This window comes from Inhella crocodyli, from assembly GCF_004004565.1.
GTDB classification, from domain to species: Bacteria; Pseudomonadota; Gammaproteobacteria; order Burkholderiales; family Burkholderiaceae_C; genus Inhella; species Inhella crocodyli.
Window position 1 is genome coordinate 208,270 of record NZ_SACM01000006.1, and the last position, 13,951, is coordinate 222,220.

Annotated in this window: 11 protein-coding genes; 9 read left to right on the forward strand and 2 right to left on the reverse strand. The window is 68.4% G+C overall.

Going from position 1 to position 13,951, the window contains the following annotated elements; all coding sequences use genetic code 11:
• The first annotated feature begins 17 nt into the window (after positions 1-17).
• The 9 genes from motA to EOD73_RS17415 all read left to right on the forward strand — a co-directional run bounded on the left by motA (position 18) and on the right by EOD73_RS17415 (position 9,501).
• Positions 18-875 (forward strand): flagellar motor stator protein MotA, encoded by an 858-nt coding sequence (gene motA, locus EOD73_RS17375; protein WP_127684310.1) that lies wholly within the window; start codon positions 18-20, stop codon positions 873-875.
• Between the two features lie 29 nt (positions 876-904).
• Positions 905-1,828: a flagellar motor protein MotB gene (gene motB, locus EOD73_RS17380; RefSeq protein ID WP_127684311.1), complete on the forward strand. Its 924-nt coding sequence runs from the start codon at positions 905-907 to the stop codon at positions 1,826-1,828.
• A gap of 24 nt (positions 1,829-1,852) precedes the next feature.
• Positions 1,853-2,242, forward strand: coding sequence for a chemotaxis response regulator CheY (cheY, locus tag EOD73_RS17385; RefSeq protein WP_127684312.1), 390 nt, complete (start codon positions 1,853-1,855; stop codon positions 2,240-2,242).
• A gap of 16 nt (positions 2,243-2,258) precedes the next feature.
• Positions 2,259-2,897: a protein phosphatase CheZ gene (locus EOD73_RS17390; RefSeq protein ID WP_240660772.1), complete on the forward strand. Its 639-nt coding sequence runs from the start codon at positions 2,259-2,261 to the stop codon at positions 2,895-2,897.
• Positions 2,898-3,053: 156 nt separating this feature from the next.
• On the forward strand, positions 3,054-4,220 hold the full coding sequence (gene flhB, locus EOD73_RS17395) for a flagellar biosynthesis protein FlhB (protein WP_127684313.1): 1,167 nt from the start codon (positions 3,054-3,056) through the stop codon (positions 4,218-4,220).
• Positions 4,217-6,304 (forward strand): flagellar biosynthesis protein FlhA, encoded by a 2,088-nt coding sequence (gene flhA / locus EOD73_RS17400; RefSeq protein WP_127684314.1) that lies wholly within the window; start codon positions 4,217-4,219, stop codon positions 6,302-6,304. The genes flhB and flhA overlap by 4 nt, the downstream gene beginning before the upstream one ends.
• Positions 6,301-7,983 carry a flagellar biosynthesis GTPase FlhF gene (flhF, locus tag EOD73_RS17405; protein ID WP_127684315.1) on the forward strand — a complete coding sequence of 561 codons (1,683 nt, stop codon included), beginning with the start codon at positions 6,301-6,303 and terminating at the stop codon, positions 7,981-7,983. The genes flhA and flhF overlap by 4 nt, the downstream gene beginning before the upstream one ends.
• An 11-nt stretch (positions 7,984-7,994) precedes the next feature.
• Entirely contained in the window at positions 7,995-8,750 is a 756-nt protein-coding gene (locus EOD73_RS17410; protein ID WP_127684316.1) for a MinD/ParA family ATP-binding protein, read from the forward strand.
• Positions 8,751-8,787: 37 nt separating this feature from the next.
• The gene (locus EOD73_RS17415) at positions 8,788-9,501 is read left to right on the forward strand and encodes an RNA polymerase sigma factor FliA (RefSeq protein WP_127684332.1); all 714 of its coding nucleotides are present in this window, start codon (positions 8,788-8,790) and stop codon (positions 9,499-9,501) included.
• Positions 9,502-9,595: 94 nt separating this feature from the next.
• Here EOD73_RS17415 and EOD73_RS17420 read toward each other — a convergent pair whose 3' ends face one another.
• Positions 9,596-9,931, reverse strand: coding sequence for a hypothetical protein (locus EOD73_RS17420; protein WP_240660773.1), 336 nt, complete (start codon positions 9,929-9,931; stop codon positions 9,596-9,598).
• 11 nt (positions 9,932-9,942) lie between these two features.
• On the reverse strand, positions 9,943-13,951 hold a 4,009-nt coding region (locus EOD73_RS17425; RefSeq protein WP_127684317.1), incomplete at its 5' end, for a cadherin-like domain-containing protein.

Genomic DNA, 13,951 nt, shown 5'->3' on the forward strand with positions numbered 1-13,951 from the left:
TCCAGCAGCTTCGCACCATGTTTGTCATCGTCGGCTGGGTTCTCATGCTGGCCTGCGTGTTCGGTGTTTTCATCGTCCACGGCGGCAACATCGGTGTCATCTTGAAGGCATTGCCCTTCGAGATGACGACCATTTTTGGCGCTGCCATCGGCGCCTTTCTGGCCAACAACCAGATGCCGGTCATCAAGTCGGCGTTGGCTGGCGTGGGCATGTGCTTCAAAGGCAGCAAGTACACCAAGGACCGCTACCTCGAGCTCATGGCCCTGATGTACGACATCCTGCAAAAGGCCCGCAAAGAGGGCCTGATGTCCATCGAAAAGGACGTCGAGGACCCGCACAACTCGCCGCTGTTCCAGAAGTACCCCAACGTCGGCCACGACCACCACGTGACCGAGTTCATCACCGACTACCTGCGCATGATGGTGAGCGGCAACCTCAACGCGCACGAGATCGAGTCGCTGATGGACGCCGAAATCGAAACCCACCACCACGAGGCGCACGCCCCGGTGGCCGCCCTGCAGCGCTTGGCCGGCGGATTGCCGGCCTTCGGCATCGTGGCCGCCGTGCTGGGCGTGGTGAACACCATGGGCTCGGTGGGCCAGCCGCCGGCGGTGCTGGGCGGCATGATCGGCTCGGCCCTGGTGGGCACTTTCTTGGGCATCTTTTTGGCGTACGGCATGGCCGAACCGCTGGCCGGCCTTTTGGAGCAAAAGCTGGACGAAGCCGGCAAGGAACTGGTCTGCATCAAAACCACGCTGTTGGCCAGCATGCAGGGCTATGCGCCGCAGGTGGCGGTCGAGTTCGGCCGCAAGGTGCTGTACTCCAACGTGCGACCGACCTTCGCCGAGTTGGAAGCCCACGTGAAGAAGAAGTAAGCGGGCACTAACGCCCCCAGGAGCAGCCCATGGCCGGCGACGCCAAAAAGCTACAGCCGATCATCGTCAAGAAGATCAAGAAGGGCGGCCATGGCGCCCATGGCGGCGCTTGGAAGATCGCCTACGCCGACTTCGTGACGGCCATGATGGCCTTCTTCTTGTTGATGTGGCTGCTGGGCTCGACAACGGAAGGCGACAAGAAGGGCATCGCCGATTACTTCGCTTCGCCGCTCAAGGTGGCCATGCAGGGCGGCTCCGGCGCCGGCGATGCGTCGCACGTGGTCAAGGGGGGCGGCCAGGACCTGAGCCGCCAGGGCGGGCAGGTCAAGCGCGGCGACGTGAAGACCGACGAGCGCACCTACAACCTTCGCGCGCTCAAGGAAGAGCAGCGGCGGGCCGAGAAGTTCCGCATGGAGCAGCTCAAGACCAAGGTCGAGGAAACCATCGCGGCCAACCCGCAGCTGGCGGCCCTGGGCGGCCAGATTAAGCTGGAGATGACCAAAGAGGGCCTGCGGATCCAGATCGTGGACGAGGGCAACCGGCCGATGTTCGACAGCGGATCGGCCGTCGTGAAGCCCTACATGCGGGAGCTGTTGCGGGAGCTGGGGGCCGTGCTGGCCGACGTGCCTAACCGCTTGACCATCGAGGGCCACACCGACGCCCAGGCCTTCAGCGCCGGCGAGCGGGGCTACTCGAACTGGGAGCTGAGCGCCGATCGTGCGAATTCCTCACGCCGTGAGTTGGTCACAGGGGGTTTGCCCGAGGCCCGGATGCTGCGCGTGCAGGGCCTGGCTTCGAGTAAGCTGCTTGAACCCCAGGCCCCGAACAGCCCGATGAACCGCCGCATCAGCATCATCGTGATGAACCGGGACGCCGAGGACGCAGTACTCAAGAACTTGCCCGACGAAGAGCCCGAGGCTGCTGCAGCCCCGGCCGCAACAGCGTCGGGTTGACATTGGAAGAATTGAAGGATCGCCATGAGCATGGATATGCGCTTCCTCATCGTTGACGACTTCTCGACCATGCGCCGCATCGTGCGCGGTCTGCTGAAGGAGATCGGGTACACCAACGCGGAAGAGGCCGAAGACGGCGTGGACGCCCTGGCCCAACTGCGGGCCTCGAAGTTCGACTTCGTGGTCAGCGACATCAACATGCCCAACATGACCGGCTTCGAGCTGCTCAAGGCGATCAAGGAAGACCCCAGCCTCAAGCACCTGCCGGTGCTGATGGTGACGGCCGAGGCCCGCAAGGAAGACATCGTGCTGGCGGCGCAAAGCGGTGCGGCCGGCTACATCGTGAAGCCCTTCACCAAGGCCACCCTCGAAGAGAAGGTGCTCAAGATCATCCAGAAGATGCAAGCGGCCTGAGGCCAGGAGTCGCACGATGAGCACGCAGATGGACGAACTGGCCAAACTGGCCCAGGGGCAGCCCTTGGTGGTGGACCCCGCGGTGTTTCAGCAACTGGGCTCGATCACCCGCCTGCTGCACGACACCATGCAGCAGTTGGGTGTGATGCCCAAGCTGCAAACCGCCACCGAAGGCCTGCCCGATGCGCGCAGCCGCCTGTCGTACATCGCCGACAAGACCGCCAACGCGGCCAACAAGGTCTTGAACTCGGTGGACAGCGCCAAGGCCGAGCACCAGGCCATCGCCGAATCGACGCGCGAGCTGGCCGCCAAGCTGGTGGCCGACCCGGTGCGGGCCGTGGCCAGCGGCGCGGTCTTGAACTTCGTGAAGCTGGTGGAAGACAAGACGGCCACCATTGACACGCACCTGACCGACATCATGATGGCCCAGGACTTTCACGACCTGACGGGCCAGGTGGTCAAGAAGGTGGTGCAGCTGACCAGCGACCTCGAAGACAGCCTGGTCAAGCTCTTGATCCAAGTCGTGCCGCCCGAGCAGCGCGAGAAGGTGGCGCCCGAGGTGCTGCAAGGCCCCGTGGTCAACCCCGAAGGCCGCACCGACGTGGTGGCCGACCAGGGCGAGGTGGACGACCTGCTGGCGTCCCTCGGCTTCTAAACCGGCACGATGTCACGACGAGGAGGCCGCGGCCTCCTCGTTGCATTTGGGGGCTGGAATTAGCGGGGCCGATCGCCCCCTTTTCTCGCTCAAGTTCGGCCCGCGACTCTCAAGAATCGGCCCAGCGCCCAGGCTGTTTGCCTGGGGCTCGGAGCCATGGCCGACCAAGACGCCCAAGACCACAACTTACCCGCCTCACAGCGCAAGATCAAAAAGGCGCGCGAGGAGGGCCAGCTGCCGCGTTCGCGCGACCTGCCGCATGCCGTGGTCATGGCAACACTGGCCTTGCTGGCCTGGGCCGGCCTGCCCCAGGCCTTGGCGCACTGGCAGGCGGTGTTCCGCACCGGCCTGCGCTTTGACGCCCAGGCCTTGGCCACCCCAGGAATGATGAGTGCGGCGCTGGCCGAGCTGTCGTGGCAGCTGGCCTGGACGGTGGGCACGGTCGGGGGGGTGTTGATGGCCGCGGCGGTGGCGGCCAACCTGGCCAGCGGCGGTTGGAACTGGACCTGGCAGGCCCTGGGCCCCAAGTGGAGCCACCTCAACCCCATCGACGGCATCAAGCGCCTCTTCAGCGGGCAAAACCTGGGCACGGCTGCCAAGGCCGCGCTGCTGGCCGTGGTGCTGGCCGCCGTGGGCGTGCTGGTGCTGCTGGACGCCGCCCCGCGCTACGTTGCCCTGATGTCGGCGCCGCTGGAGGACGCCCTGTCGCAGGCCGGTCGCCTGCTGCTGGGCGGTTTCGTGCTCATGCTGCTGACGCTGGCCGTGTTCGCCGCCGTGGATTGGCCGCTGCAGCGCCAGTTGTACCTGCGCCGCCTGCGCATGTCGCGCAACGAGGCCAAGCAGGAGCACAAGGAAACCGAGGGCTCGCCCGAGATCAAGGCGCGTCAGCGCCAGCGCATGCGCGAGATCACCAAGCAGCGCATGATGGCCGCCGTCCCCAAGGCCGATTTGGTGGTGATGAACCCCACCCACTACGCCGTGGCCTTGCGCTACGACGAGGCCAAGATGGGCGCACCCATGGTGGTGGCCAAGGGCGCCGACCTGCTGGCCCTGCGCATCCGCGACGTGGCCAAGGAAAACAAGGTGCCCGTGCTGCAGGCGCCGGCGCTGGCCCGGGCGCTGTACGCCCACGCCAAGCTCGACCGCGAAGTGCCCATGAGCCTCTTCGCCGCCGTGGCCCAGGTGCTGGCCTACGTGTACCAACTGCGCGCGTCGATCGGGGGCCGCGGCCTGCCGGACGCCCCCAACCCTGCCGTGCCCAAAGGGCTGGACCCGCACGAGAAGGACGCGCAAGCCGCGTCGGATGAGGAAGCCTTCGCATGAACCCGCTCGCCCAACGCCTGCAGGCCTGGCTTGGCCCCTACGCCGGGGTGCTGCAAACCATGGGCGCCCCCATCGCGGTGCTGCTCGTGCTGTCGATGATGGTGCTGCCGCTGCCGCCCCTGGTGCTGGACCTGCTGTTCACCTTCAACATCGCCATGGCCTTGATGGTGGTGATGGTGGCCTCGCAAATGGTCCGCCCCTTGGACTTTGCGGCCTTCCCCACGGTGCTGCTGTTGACCACCTTGCTGCGCCTGAGCCTGAACGTGGCGTCCACGCGCGTGGTGCTGATGGAAGGCCACACTGGACCGGGCGCGGCGGGTCAGGTGATCGAGAGCTTCGGGCACTTCCTGATCGGCGGCAACTTCGCCGTGGGCTTGATCGTGTTTGCCATCCTGGTGGTCATCAACTTCATCGTGGTGACCAAGGGCGCCGAGCGCATCGCCGAGGTGTCGGCCCGCTTCACCTTGGACGCCTTGCCCGGCAAGCAGATGGCGGTGGACGCCGACCTGTCGGCCGGCCTGATCGACGACAAGGAGGCCAAGCGCCGCCGCGCCGAGCTGGGCGACGAGGCCGACTTCTTCGGCTCCATGGACGGTGCCAGCAAGTTCGTGCGCGGCGACGCCATCGCCGGCATCCTGATCCTGGTCATCACCGTGGTGGGGGGCTTCATCATCGGCATGGCCCAGCACGGCCTGAGCGCCGGGGCGGCGGCCGATGCCTACGTGCTGCTGGCGGTCGGCGACGCGCTGGTGGCCCAGATCCCTGGCCTGCTGATCTCGGTGGCCTCGGCCATGGTGGTCAGCCGAGTGGGCAAGGAGCGCGACATCGGCAGCATGATCGGCCAGCAGATGTTCGGCAGCTGGCGCGCGCTGGCGGTCACCTCGGGGGTGATCCTGGTGCTCGGCCTGATCCCGGGCATGCCCCACCTGGTCTTCTTGGTCATGGGCGGCTTGCTGGCTTACTTCGCCTGGTGGCTGCGCCGCAAGGAGCAGGCTGCGAAAAACGCCCCGCCCCCGGCCCCGGTGCTGGCCAAAAACGACAGCGGCGAAGCCAGCTGGGACGACCTGGTGCCGGTGGACACCCTGGGCCTGGAAGTGGGCTACCGCCTGATCACCCTGGTGGACAAGACCAAGGACGGCGACCTGCTCAGCCGCGTCAAGGGCGTGCGCAAGAAGTTCGCGCAGGACGTGGGCTTCCTGCCGCCCAGCGTGCACATCCGCGACAACCTGGAGCTGCGCCCCAGCCAGTACCGCCTGCTGCTGCGCGGCGCGGTGGTGGGCGAGGCCGAGGCCTACCCCGGCCTGTGGTTGGCCATCAACCCCGGCCACGCCACCCAGCAGCTGCCCGGCACCCGCACCACCGACCCGGCCTTCGGCCTGCCGGCGGTGTGGATCGAAGAACGCCAGCGCGAAAGCGCGCAAATGGCGGGCTACACGGTGGTTGATTGTTCGACCGTGATTGCCACCCACCTTTCACACTTGATGCAAGTCCACGCGGCCAAGTTGCTCGGCCGCACGGAAACCCAGTCCTTGGTCGAGCACCTCACCAAGCTGGCCCCGAAGTTGATGGAAGACGTGGTCCCCAAGATGGTTGCCATCCCGCTGCTGCAACGCGTGCTGCAGGCCCTGCTGGAAGAGGGCGTGCACATCCGCGACATGCGCTCGATCGTCGAGGCGCTGGCCGAGCACGCCAGCACCGTCACCGACCCCATGGAGCTGGCCCGCCGCATCCGCGTCAACCTGGCCCCGGCCATCGTGCAGCAGATCTACGGCCCGGTGAAGGAGTTGGACGTCATCGCCCTGGACCCCGAGCTGGAGCGCTTGGTCACCCAGGCCCTGAACAGCCCGCACGGGGCGGCCCTGGACCCCGGCGTGGCCGACCAGTTGGCCCGCCGCGCCGCCGAGACCAGCGACAAGCAGGAAGAACGCGGCGTGCCCGCCTGCCTGCTGGTGCCCGACCTCATCCGCGCGCCCTTGGCCCGTTTGCTGCGCCGTTCCGCGCCCCGCCTGAAGGTCATTTCGCACAGCGAAGTGCCTGAAACCCATTCGATCCGCATTGGCTCCGTCATTGGAGGTGCCGCATGAACCCCGGTCAGATGAAGCGCTTTGCCGCCCCCACCACCCGCGAAGCCATGCAGCGCGTGCGCGCGGCCTTTGGCGACGACGCCGTGGTGCTGTCCACCAAGCCCTGCCCCGAGGGCATCGAGGTGCTGGCCATGCCGCCCGACGCCGTGCCGCGCGAGGGCGGCGGCCGGGGCAAGGCCCCGAGCGTGGCGCAGGACGTCAACACCCTGGCCATGAGCACCCTGTCGTTCCAGGACTACGTGCGCGAGCGCATGCTGCGCCGCCGCGCGGCCGAGCAGCAGGGTCAGCCCGACCCCGTGGCCAGCGAGGCCCCGGCCGTGCGCCTCAACGAAGACACGCAAGCCCGCGCCCGCCGCGCCGTGGCCCAGATGCAAGCCCTGCGCGCCCAGCGCGTGGAGCCCACCTTGGAGGCGGCGCCCGCACCGCGGCAGCCGGTCTCCGCCAGCACCTTGCCGGAGCGCCCGGTGCTGCGCGAACCCAGCAACGCCGCCGCGCGCTGGGCGGCCGCCGGCCTGGGCGAGCGCCCGGCGGCGCGCGAGCCGGTCCAGCACGACCCGCTGCTGACCGAAAGCCGCGCGGCTGCCAAGGCACCGCCGGCCAACGCCCGCGACGCGGCGCGCGAGCGCGTGCGCCCGGCGCCCGAGCTGCACCGCGCCCCGCCGGTGCTGCGCGACGAGGTGGCCCTGCCCACGGCCCCCGTCCCGGATTACGGCGTGCAGGCCGCGCGCCAGGTGCGCGAGTCGGCCGACATCGCGCAAGAGCTGCGCGCCATGAAAGGCCTGATCGAGGCCCGTTTCGGCGCCCTGGCCTTCATGGAAAAGATGCAGCGCCAGCCGCAGCAGGCGCAATTGGCCCAGCGTCTCATCGGGGCGGGCTTTTCGCCGGCCATGGTGCGCAAGCTGGTGGACGCCTGCCCCAGCAGCTTCGTGCAGGGCGCCGACGAGCAGCAATGGGCGCAGGCCGTGCTGGCGCGCAACCTGCAAGTGGCCGACACCGCGCTGGAAGACCGCCAGGGCGTGTTCGCGCTCATCGGCTCCACGGGCGTGGGCAAAACCACGACCACGGCCAAGATCGCCGCCAACTTCGCCGCCAAGCACGGTGCCTCGCAGCTGGGTCTGATCACGCTGGACGCCTACCGCATCGGGGCGCACGAGCAGCTGCGCGGCTACGGCCGCATCTTGGGCGTGCCCGTGCACACGGCGCACGACCGCGCCTCGCTCGACGACCTGCTGGACCTGCTGGCCAACAAGAAGCTGGTGCTGATCGACACCGCCGGCATGGCCCAGCGCGACGCCCGCACGCACGAGCTGCTGGACATGCTGGCCCACCCGGCCATCCGCAAGCTGCTGGTGGTCAACGCCAGCGCGCAGGGCGAGACCAACGACGAGGTGGTCAGCGCCTGGCGCGCCGCCGATTGCGAAGGGGTGATCCTCTCCAAGCTAGACGAGGCGGTGCGCCTCGGCCCGGCCCTGGACAGCCTGATCCGCCACCGCCTGCGGGTCCAAGGCCTGGCCAACGGCCAGCGCGTGCCCGAAGACTGGCTGCGCCTGCCGGCTGACGAGCTGATGAAGCTGGCCTTCAAGCCCCAGGCCGCGGGCAGCCCCTGGCGCATGGACGAGCAGGACCTGACCCTGCTCTTCGCTGGCGCGCCGGGCGACGCCCAACCGGTGGCGCACTGAAGGACCTCCCCATGCGCGATCAGGCGGAAGGCCTTCGTCGGATGTTCGGCGCCGCCGCCGGCGGCGGCACGCGCGCGACCCTGGTGCCGGTGGTCGCGCCCGTCGCCTTGCCGGCGGGCGACTACCTGCTGGACCAGCTGGTGGGCGCCTACCTGGAGCGGGGCCTCAAGGTGCTGGTGGTGGACGCCAGTCCGCGCGCCCAGCCGGCGCCCGAGCTGGCCCGCGTGGACCTCGCGGCTTGCGTGCAGCGCTTGAGCAGCGAGGTGCGCTGGCTCGAAGCCCGGGGCCTGGTGGCCCACCACCTCGACGCCCGCGGCCAGGCCACGGCCCTGCGCGAGCACCTGGCCGATGCGGCGCCCGACGCCGACGTCGTCTTGCTGCACGCCCCGGTGGCCGAACTGGCGCGCGTGCTGCCCGGCGCGGCGCATTGCCGGCCGGTGCTGCTGGCCGACCTGGAGCAGGCCTCGATCACCGCCGCCTACGCGGCCATGAAGTGGCTGCACCAGCGCGCTGGCGTGTCCGTGTTCTCTCTGTTGTTGGCCGGGCACCCGCAGCTGGCACTGACCCAGCGGGTGATGCGCCAGTTGGCCGACACGGCCGAGCGATTTCTGGGGGTGGCCCTGGCCGAGTCGGTGGCCGTGGAGGTGCGCACGGGCCTGCGCGCCGACGTGGCGCCGGCGTTGCGGCGTTTGGCCCGCGATAGCCTCGGGGTCCCGGCGCAGAATGGCGTCCGACCCGTCGGCGCGATGGCGGCAGCCCATGCTTGACCACGCCGACCGGGACGACCACGGAGTTGCAGTCACGATGTACACCGCCAAGGGCAAGCTCGACACGAATGCCCTGATCCGCCAGTACCAACCCCTGGTGCGCCGCTTGGCGCACCAGATGATCGCCAAGCTCCCGGCCAACGTGGAGCTGGACGATTTGGTGCAGGTCGGCATGATCGGCCTGACCGACGCGCTCAGCCGCTTCGACGTGGGCCAGGGCGTGCAGTTCGAAACCTTCGCCACGCAGCGCATCCGGGGCGCCATGCTCGACGAGTTGCGCGGCACCGACTGGCTCAGCCGCGGCACGCGGCGCCAGCAGCGCGAGATCGAAGAGGGCATCCACAAGGCCGAGCAGAAGCTGGGCCGCGCCGCCACGGAAAGCGAAGTGGCCAAGGAAATGGGCCTCAGCCTGGCTGAGTACCAAGACGCGCTGACCCGCGTGCGCGGCACGCAGTTGGTGTACCTGGAGGACATCGGCGGGGGCGAGGACGGCGACGATTACCTCGACCGCCACGTCGCCGACGGCGACGCGAATCCGTTCGCCGTGCTGCAAGACGACCGCATGCGCCACGCGCTGGTCGACGCCATCAAGGCCCTGCCCGAGCGGGAGGGCTACGTGATGAGCATGTACTACGAGCACGACATGAATCTCAAGGAGATCGCGGCGGTGCTCAAGGTGACCGAAAGCCGGGTGTGCCAGCTGCACAGCCAGGCGATTGCACGGCTTCGGGTGAAGTTGCGGGAGCATTGAGCGCCGCTCGCCGCTCGCCGCTCGCCGCTCGCCGCTCTGGCGACCCGATCGATCAATTTCTCGGTGCAGGCTCTCATTCAGAGGCGCACGCGCCTCAGATCACATCCCCGAAATCCGACTCCCGGAACAGGTTCAGCGCATGCCGATGCCGGCGTTCGCGGAAGCTCTTGCGCGCGAAGAGCTTGGCCTGGGCGTTCTCGGGCAGGTCGGTGATGGCGATCACGTTGCGCGCCATCAGCGTTTCGATCACGTCTTCCAGCACGCGCACGAAGTCGGCGTCGAGGCGGTCGAACTCGTTGTGCGGTGGTGCGATGGCGGCCAGGAACTGGCGCAGCTCGGGGTGGTCGAGCTCAAGGAACTCGGCCCCCCCGGGGTTGTCGCGCAGCACGCCGTTGATGGCGCCGGTCAGGTCTCGGGTCACGAACGGCATGGCACGCTCCTTCAGGGGCCGACGCCCAGCTTGTTGCGGTTCAGCAGCTCTTGCAGGATCTGGTCGTCGGTGGCGTTGCTGCCCAAGCCCAGCGCGGTGCGCAGGTCGATGCCCTGCAGCGTGATGCGCTGGTCCTCGGCGCTGGCGCTGTAGTTGCCCCCCGAAAAGCCCCCGGTGCTGCTGATCCGAACGATGGTGTTGCCCGTGGCCGCGTCGTACTGGAAGTCGAGGTAATTGGCCAAGTTGGCCGTGGTTTCCCCCTGCAGCAAGTCGCGCAGGTCGAGCACGTCACCGCCGTTGGCCGCGCTGCGGGCGTCGAAGTCGGTGATGACGTCACGCGCCGGCTGGCCAGCGGTTCCGCGGTCGGCCAGCTCCCAACGGAACACGTCACTGCCCAGCCCGCCGGTCAGCACGTCGTTGCCGCTGCCCCCCACCAAGATGTCGTTGCCGTCGCCGCCCAGCAAGGTGTCGCGACCTGCGCCACCGCGCAACAGGTCGTTGTCGGCACCGCCGTTGAGGCGATCGCGTCCGTCGGAGCCGAACAGCTGGTCGTTGCCCGCGCCGCCGTCCAAGCTGCTGCCGGTGCGGATCTGCCAAACCGGCGCCGCGGCCGTGCCGGTGTTGACGATGTCTTGCAGATCACTCAAGCCGGGGTTGGTGGCCATGATGGGCACGGCATCGCTGCCCAGCACCTTGTAGCTGCTGTCGGGCTCGTTGGATGCCTTGATTTCGACGCGCAGGCGCGCATTGCCCCCTTGCTCCCAATACAGGAGCTCGAGCGACTGGATGCCGTCTTGCAAGGACACGCCGGTGAAGGTGCGCGCGGTGGGGCTCTGGTTGCCGTCGAACTGCGCCACCGTCGTGCCGCCGATGCGCAGCTGGAAGCCATCGTCGGCGGTGACGCGGATGTCGTAGCTGCCGGCCTGCAGGTGGAGGAAGCCGGTCAATCGCAAGATGGCGTCGCTGGTGGCCCCCAAACCGCTCGTAGGACCGCTGCCTTGCGCATCGTTGTCGGCCGTGCCCGCATTCACGCGCAGGGTGCTGCCGTCCGACTTGCCATTGCCATTCAGGAAGGCGAACAGTTGGTTGTTGGCGTTCGTCAGTCCCGAGATGGAGCCGCCTGCGGCTACGTTGACACTGGTGGTGCCCAGGCTCCCGTTGACCGTTGGGGTGAAGCCATAGTCGATGGCGCGCACGGTGAACTGCGCATCCGTGGCGTTGGCATTCGCCGCCGCGCCCGTGCCCACCACCGCCGGGCCACCCGTGGCGACGTTGCGCCCGTTGATGATGGTCGTGACGTCGGCGATCAAGTCGAGATTGCCCACGCTGCCGTCGTCGCTGTGTCGGCGGTTGCCGTTGCTGCCCGATGGGTTGAAGTCGTTGTAGCCGTAGTACTCCCCTGCGAAGCCCTGCTGGGCCAGCGGAGAAACGATGGGCGCTGGGGCCGTGACGACATCGGCCTGTCCCGTCACGTTCAGGGTCAGCGTGGTGACGGCAGTGCCGCCGTTCCCGTCCGAGACTTCGTAGCTGAAGACGTCGCTCACCTGGGTGCCGGTGGCCACGGCCGCGGCCTTGTTGGCCACGTAGGTGTAGCGGCCGTCGGGATACAGCGTCAGGTCGCCATAGGTACCGGTCAGCGTGGTACCGCCGGCCACGACCGCCGTGCCTGGAGTGCCGCTGCCGGCGCCAGCGCGGGCGACGCTCAAGGCATTGCCATCGACGTCGGTGTCGCGACCCGCGGCGTTCTGGATCACACCGGTGGGGGCGGTGGTGCTCAGGGTGCTGCCGGCTTGCACCGAGCCAGTGTCGGGCGCTGCCACCGGCGCGTCGTTGACCGGCTGCACCGTGATGGGCAGGCTCAACACGGCATTGGCGGTGCTGCCATTGGGTTCCGTGGTCGTGGCGGTCACCGTGAGGGTGACGTTGCCGTTGAAGTCCTGTGGCGGCCGGTAGGTGAGCGTGCTGAGGTTCCAACCCAGCAAGCTGGTGCTGGTGTTGCCGCTGGTGGCGGTGAAGCTGCGCACGCCGTCCGACAGCACGGCTCCCACCTGCAGACCGCTCACTTGCAGGGCCAAGGTTTCGCTGCCGTCGGTGTCCGCCAGCGTGACGGCCACCGGGCTGAGCGAAATGGCCGTGTCTTCGTTGCCATTGCTGGCAACGGGGAACTCGGTCAGGCGGATGTTGTCGATCATCGCCCCGCGCCCGTTGGGGTTGGTGGCGATCGGGTCGGTCACGATCGTGATGGTCTGGTTGCCGCCGGTGCCCACGAAGCTGAACTGAACGGGCTGCCAGTTCAACGAACTGTTGGGGCTGGTGTTGGCATAACTGCCCACGGGGACGCCGTCCACCAGAACCGTGATGCGCGTGAAGTCGGTGGTGAACCCGTTGCGACCGGCATAGTCGAGGTCGAGCACATAGACCGCCCCCGCTTGGGTGAGCACGGTGCGGGCGATGCCGATGGTCTGCGCGTTGCTGGTGGCGTCGTTCAGCTCCAGCCAGTTGCTGCCGTTGCCTGCCTTGGCGTTGACGGTGTACACGCTGCCGTCCGCGCCAGTCATCTGATCGCCGCTCGACCAAATCTCCAGCCCGTTGGTTCCGCCAGGGGACCTTTCCAAGGTCTCCACCCGAGTCCAACCGCCCAAGGTGGTTTGGCTCAACACCGTCGAACTGTTGTCAACGTTCAGGGTGCTTTGGGTCAGGCCGGTGTCGGTCGTTTCGAACGAGGTCGCGAACATGAGCCGGCCGTTGCCCGCGGTCGGGGCGACCCTCAGACTCGGGGCATCGGCCACGGGGGCGATGTCGATGCGGACGCTGGCCGTGCTGCCGTAGTCGCTGCCGTCGAAGGGGCGGAAGCTGAAGCGGGCGTAGTCGCTTTGCAGGTTGCCCACGCCGCTGCCGGCAAAGCTGCCGTCGCCCGATTCGTTGGCGTCGGGCACGAAGCGCAGGCGCCCGGCGTTGATGTCGGCGGCGCTCACGGTTTGGTTGGCGCTGACCGCCACCCAGGCGCTGCCGTTGAAGAACTGCAGCTGGCCGTCGGCCGGCAGGGTCGTGATTTGCACGCTCAGGGTGCTGGAGTCGGCGTCGGTCACGCCGAAGGCGCTCCAGCCCAGCACCAGGGCGGTGTCTTCCGTGCCGTTCACGGCGCCCCCGGCGGCGACGGGCGCGTCGTTGACCGGGTTGACCGTCAAGGTCAGGGTGGCGGTGCTTTGCAGGCTGCCATCGCTCACGGTGTAAGTCACCACCGGCACCGGGCCGTTGTAGTTGGCCACCGGGGTGAAGGTGTAGGCGCCATTGGCCGCCAGGGTCAGGGTGCCCACCCCAGCGATGGTGGTGGGCGTGCCCGCGGCGACGTTGGTGGCCACGCCGGCCACGCTGTAGCTGAGCACGCTCAGCGCGGTCCCTTCGGGGTCGCTGTCGTTGGCCAGCACGTTGCCGCTGCCCACGGTGTCTTCGTTGAAGCTCAGGGCATCGACGAGCGCCACGGGGGCCTCGTTGACATTGGTAACGGTGACGCGCAAGGTTTGCAGGTCGCTGCCGCCGGCGGCATCGGTGACGCGCACCTGCACCTCGTAGACGTTGTTGCCATCGGCGTCGGTCGGGGCCTCGCGGTTGGGCGCCGTGACGAAGCGCAGCGCGCCGGTGGTGGGGTCGATGGTGAAGCGCGCCGCGTCCGCCCCGCCGGCGATGGCGTAGCTGCGCGTGTCGCCGGTGTCGACGTCGGTGCTGGTCACCGTGGTGACGGCCGTCGTGTTTTCGGCCACGTTCAGGGCGGCGGTGTCGCCGCCGCCATCGCTGGTGATGACCGGCGCGTCGTTGGTGCCCGTGATGGACACCGTGACGGTGCTGCTCGTGCCGTCCGCCGTCGTGACCGTGAAGGTCTCATTGGGCAGGGTCTGGCCCGCGCCCAGGGCCTGCACCGCCGGGTCGGCGTTGTTCAGCGTGTAAGTCCACAGGCCGGCGGCGTTGACCGAGAAGGTGCCGTGGGCGCCGGCGACGTTGGTCTGCGGCACGAACACCGCC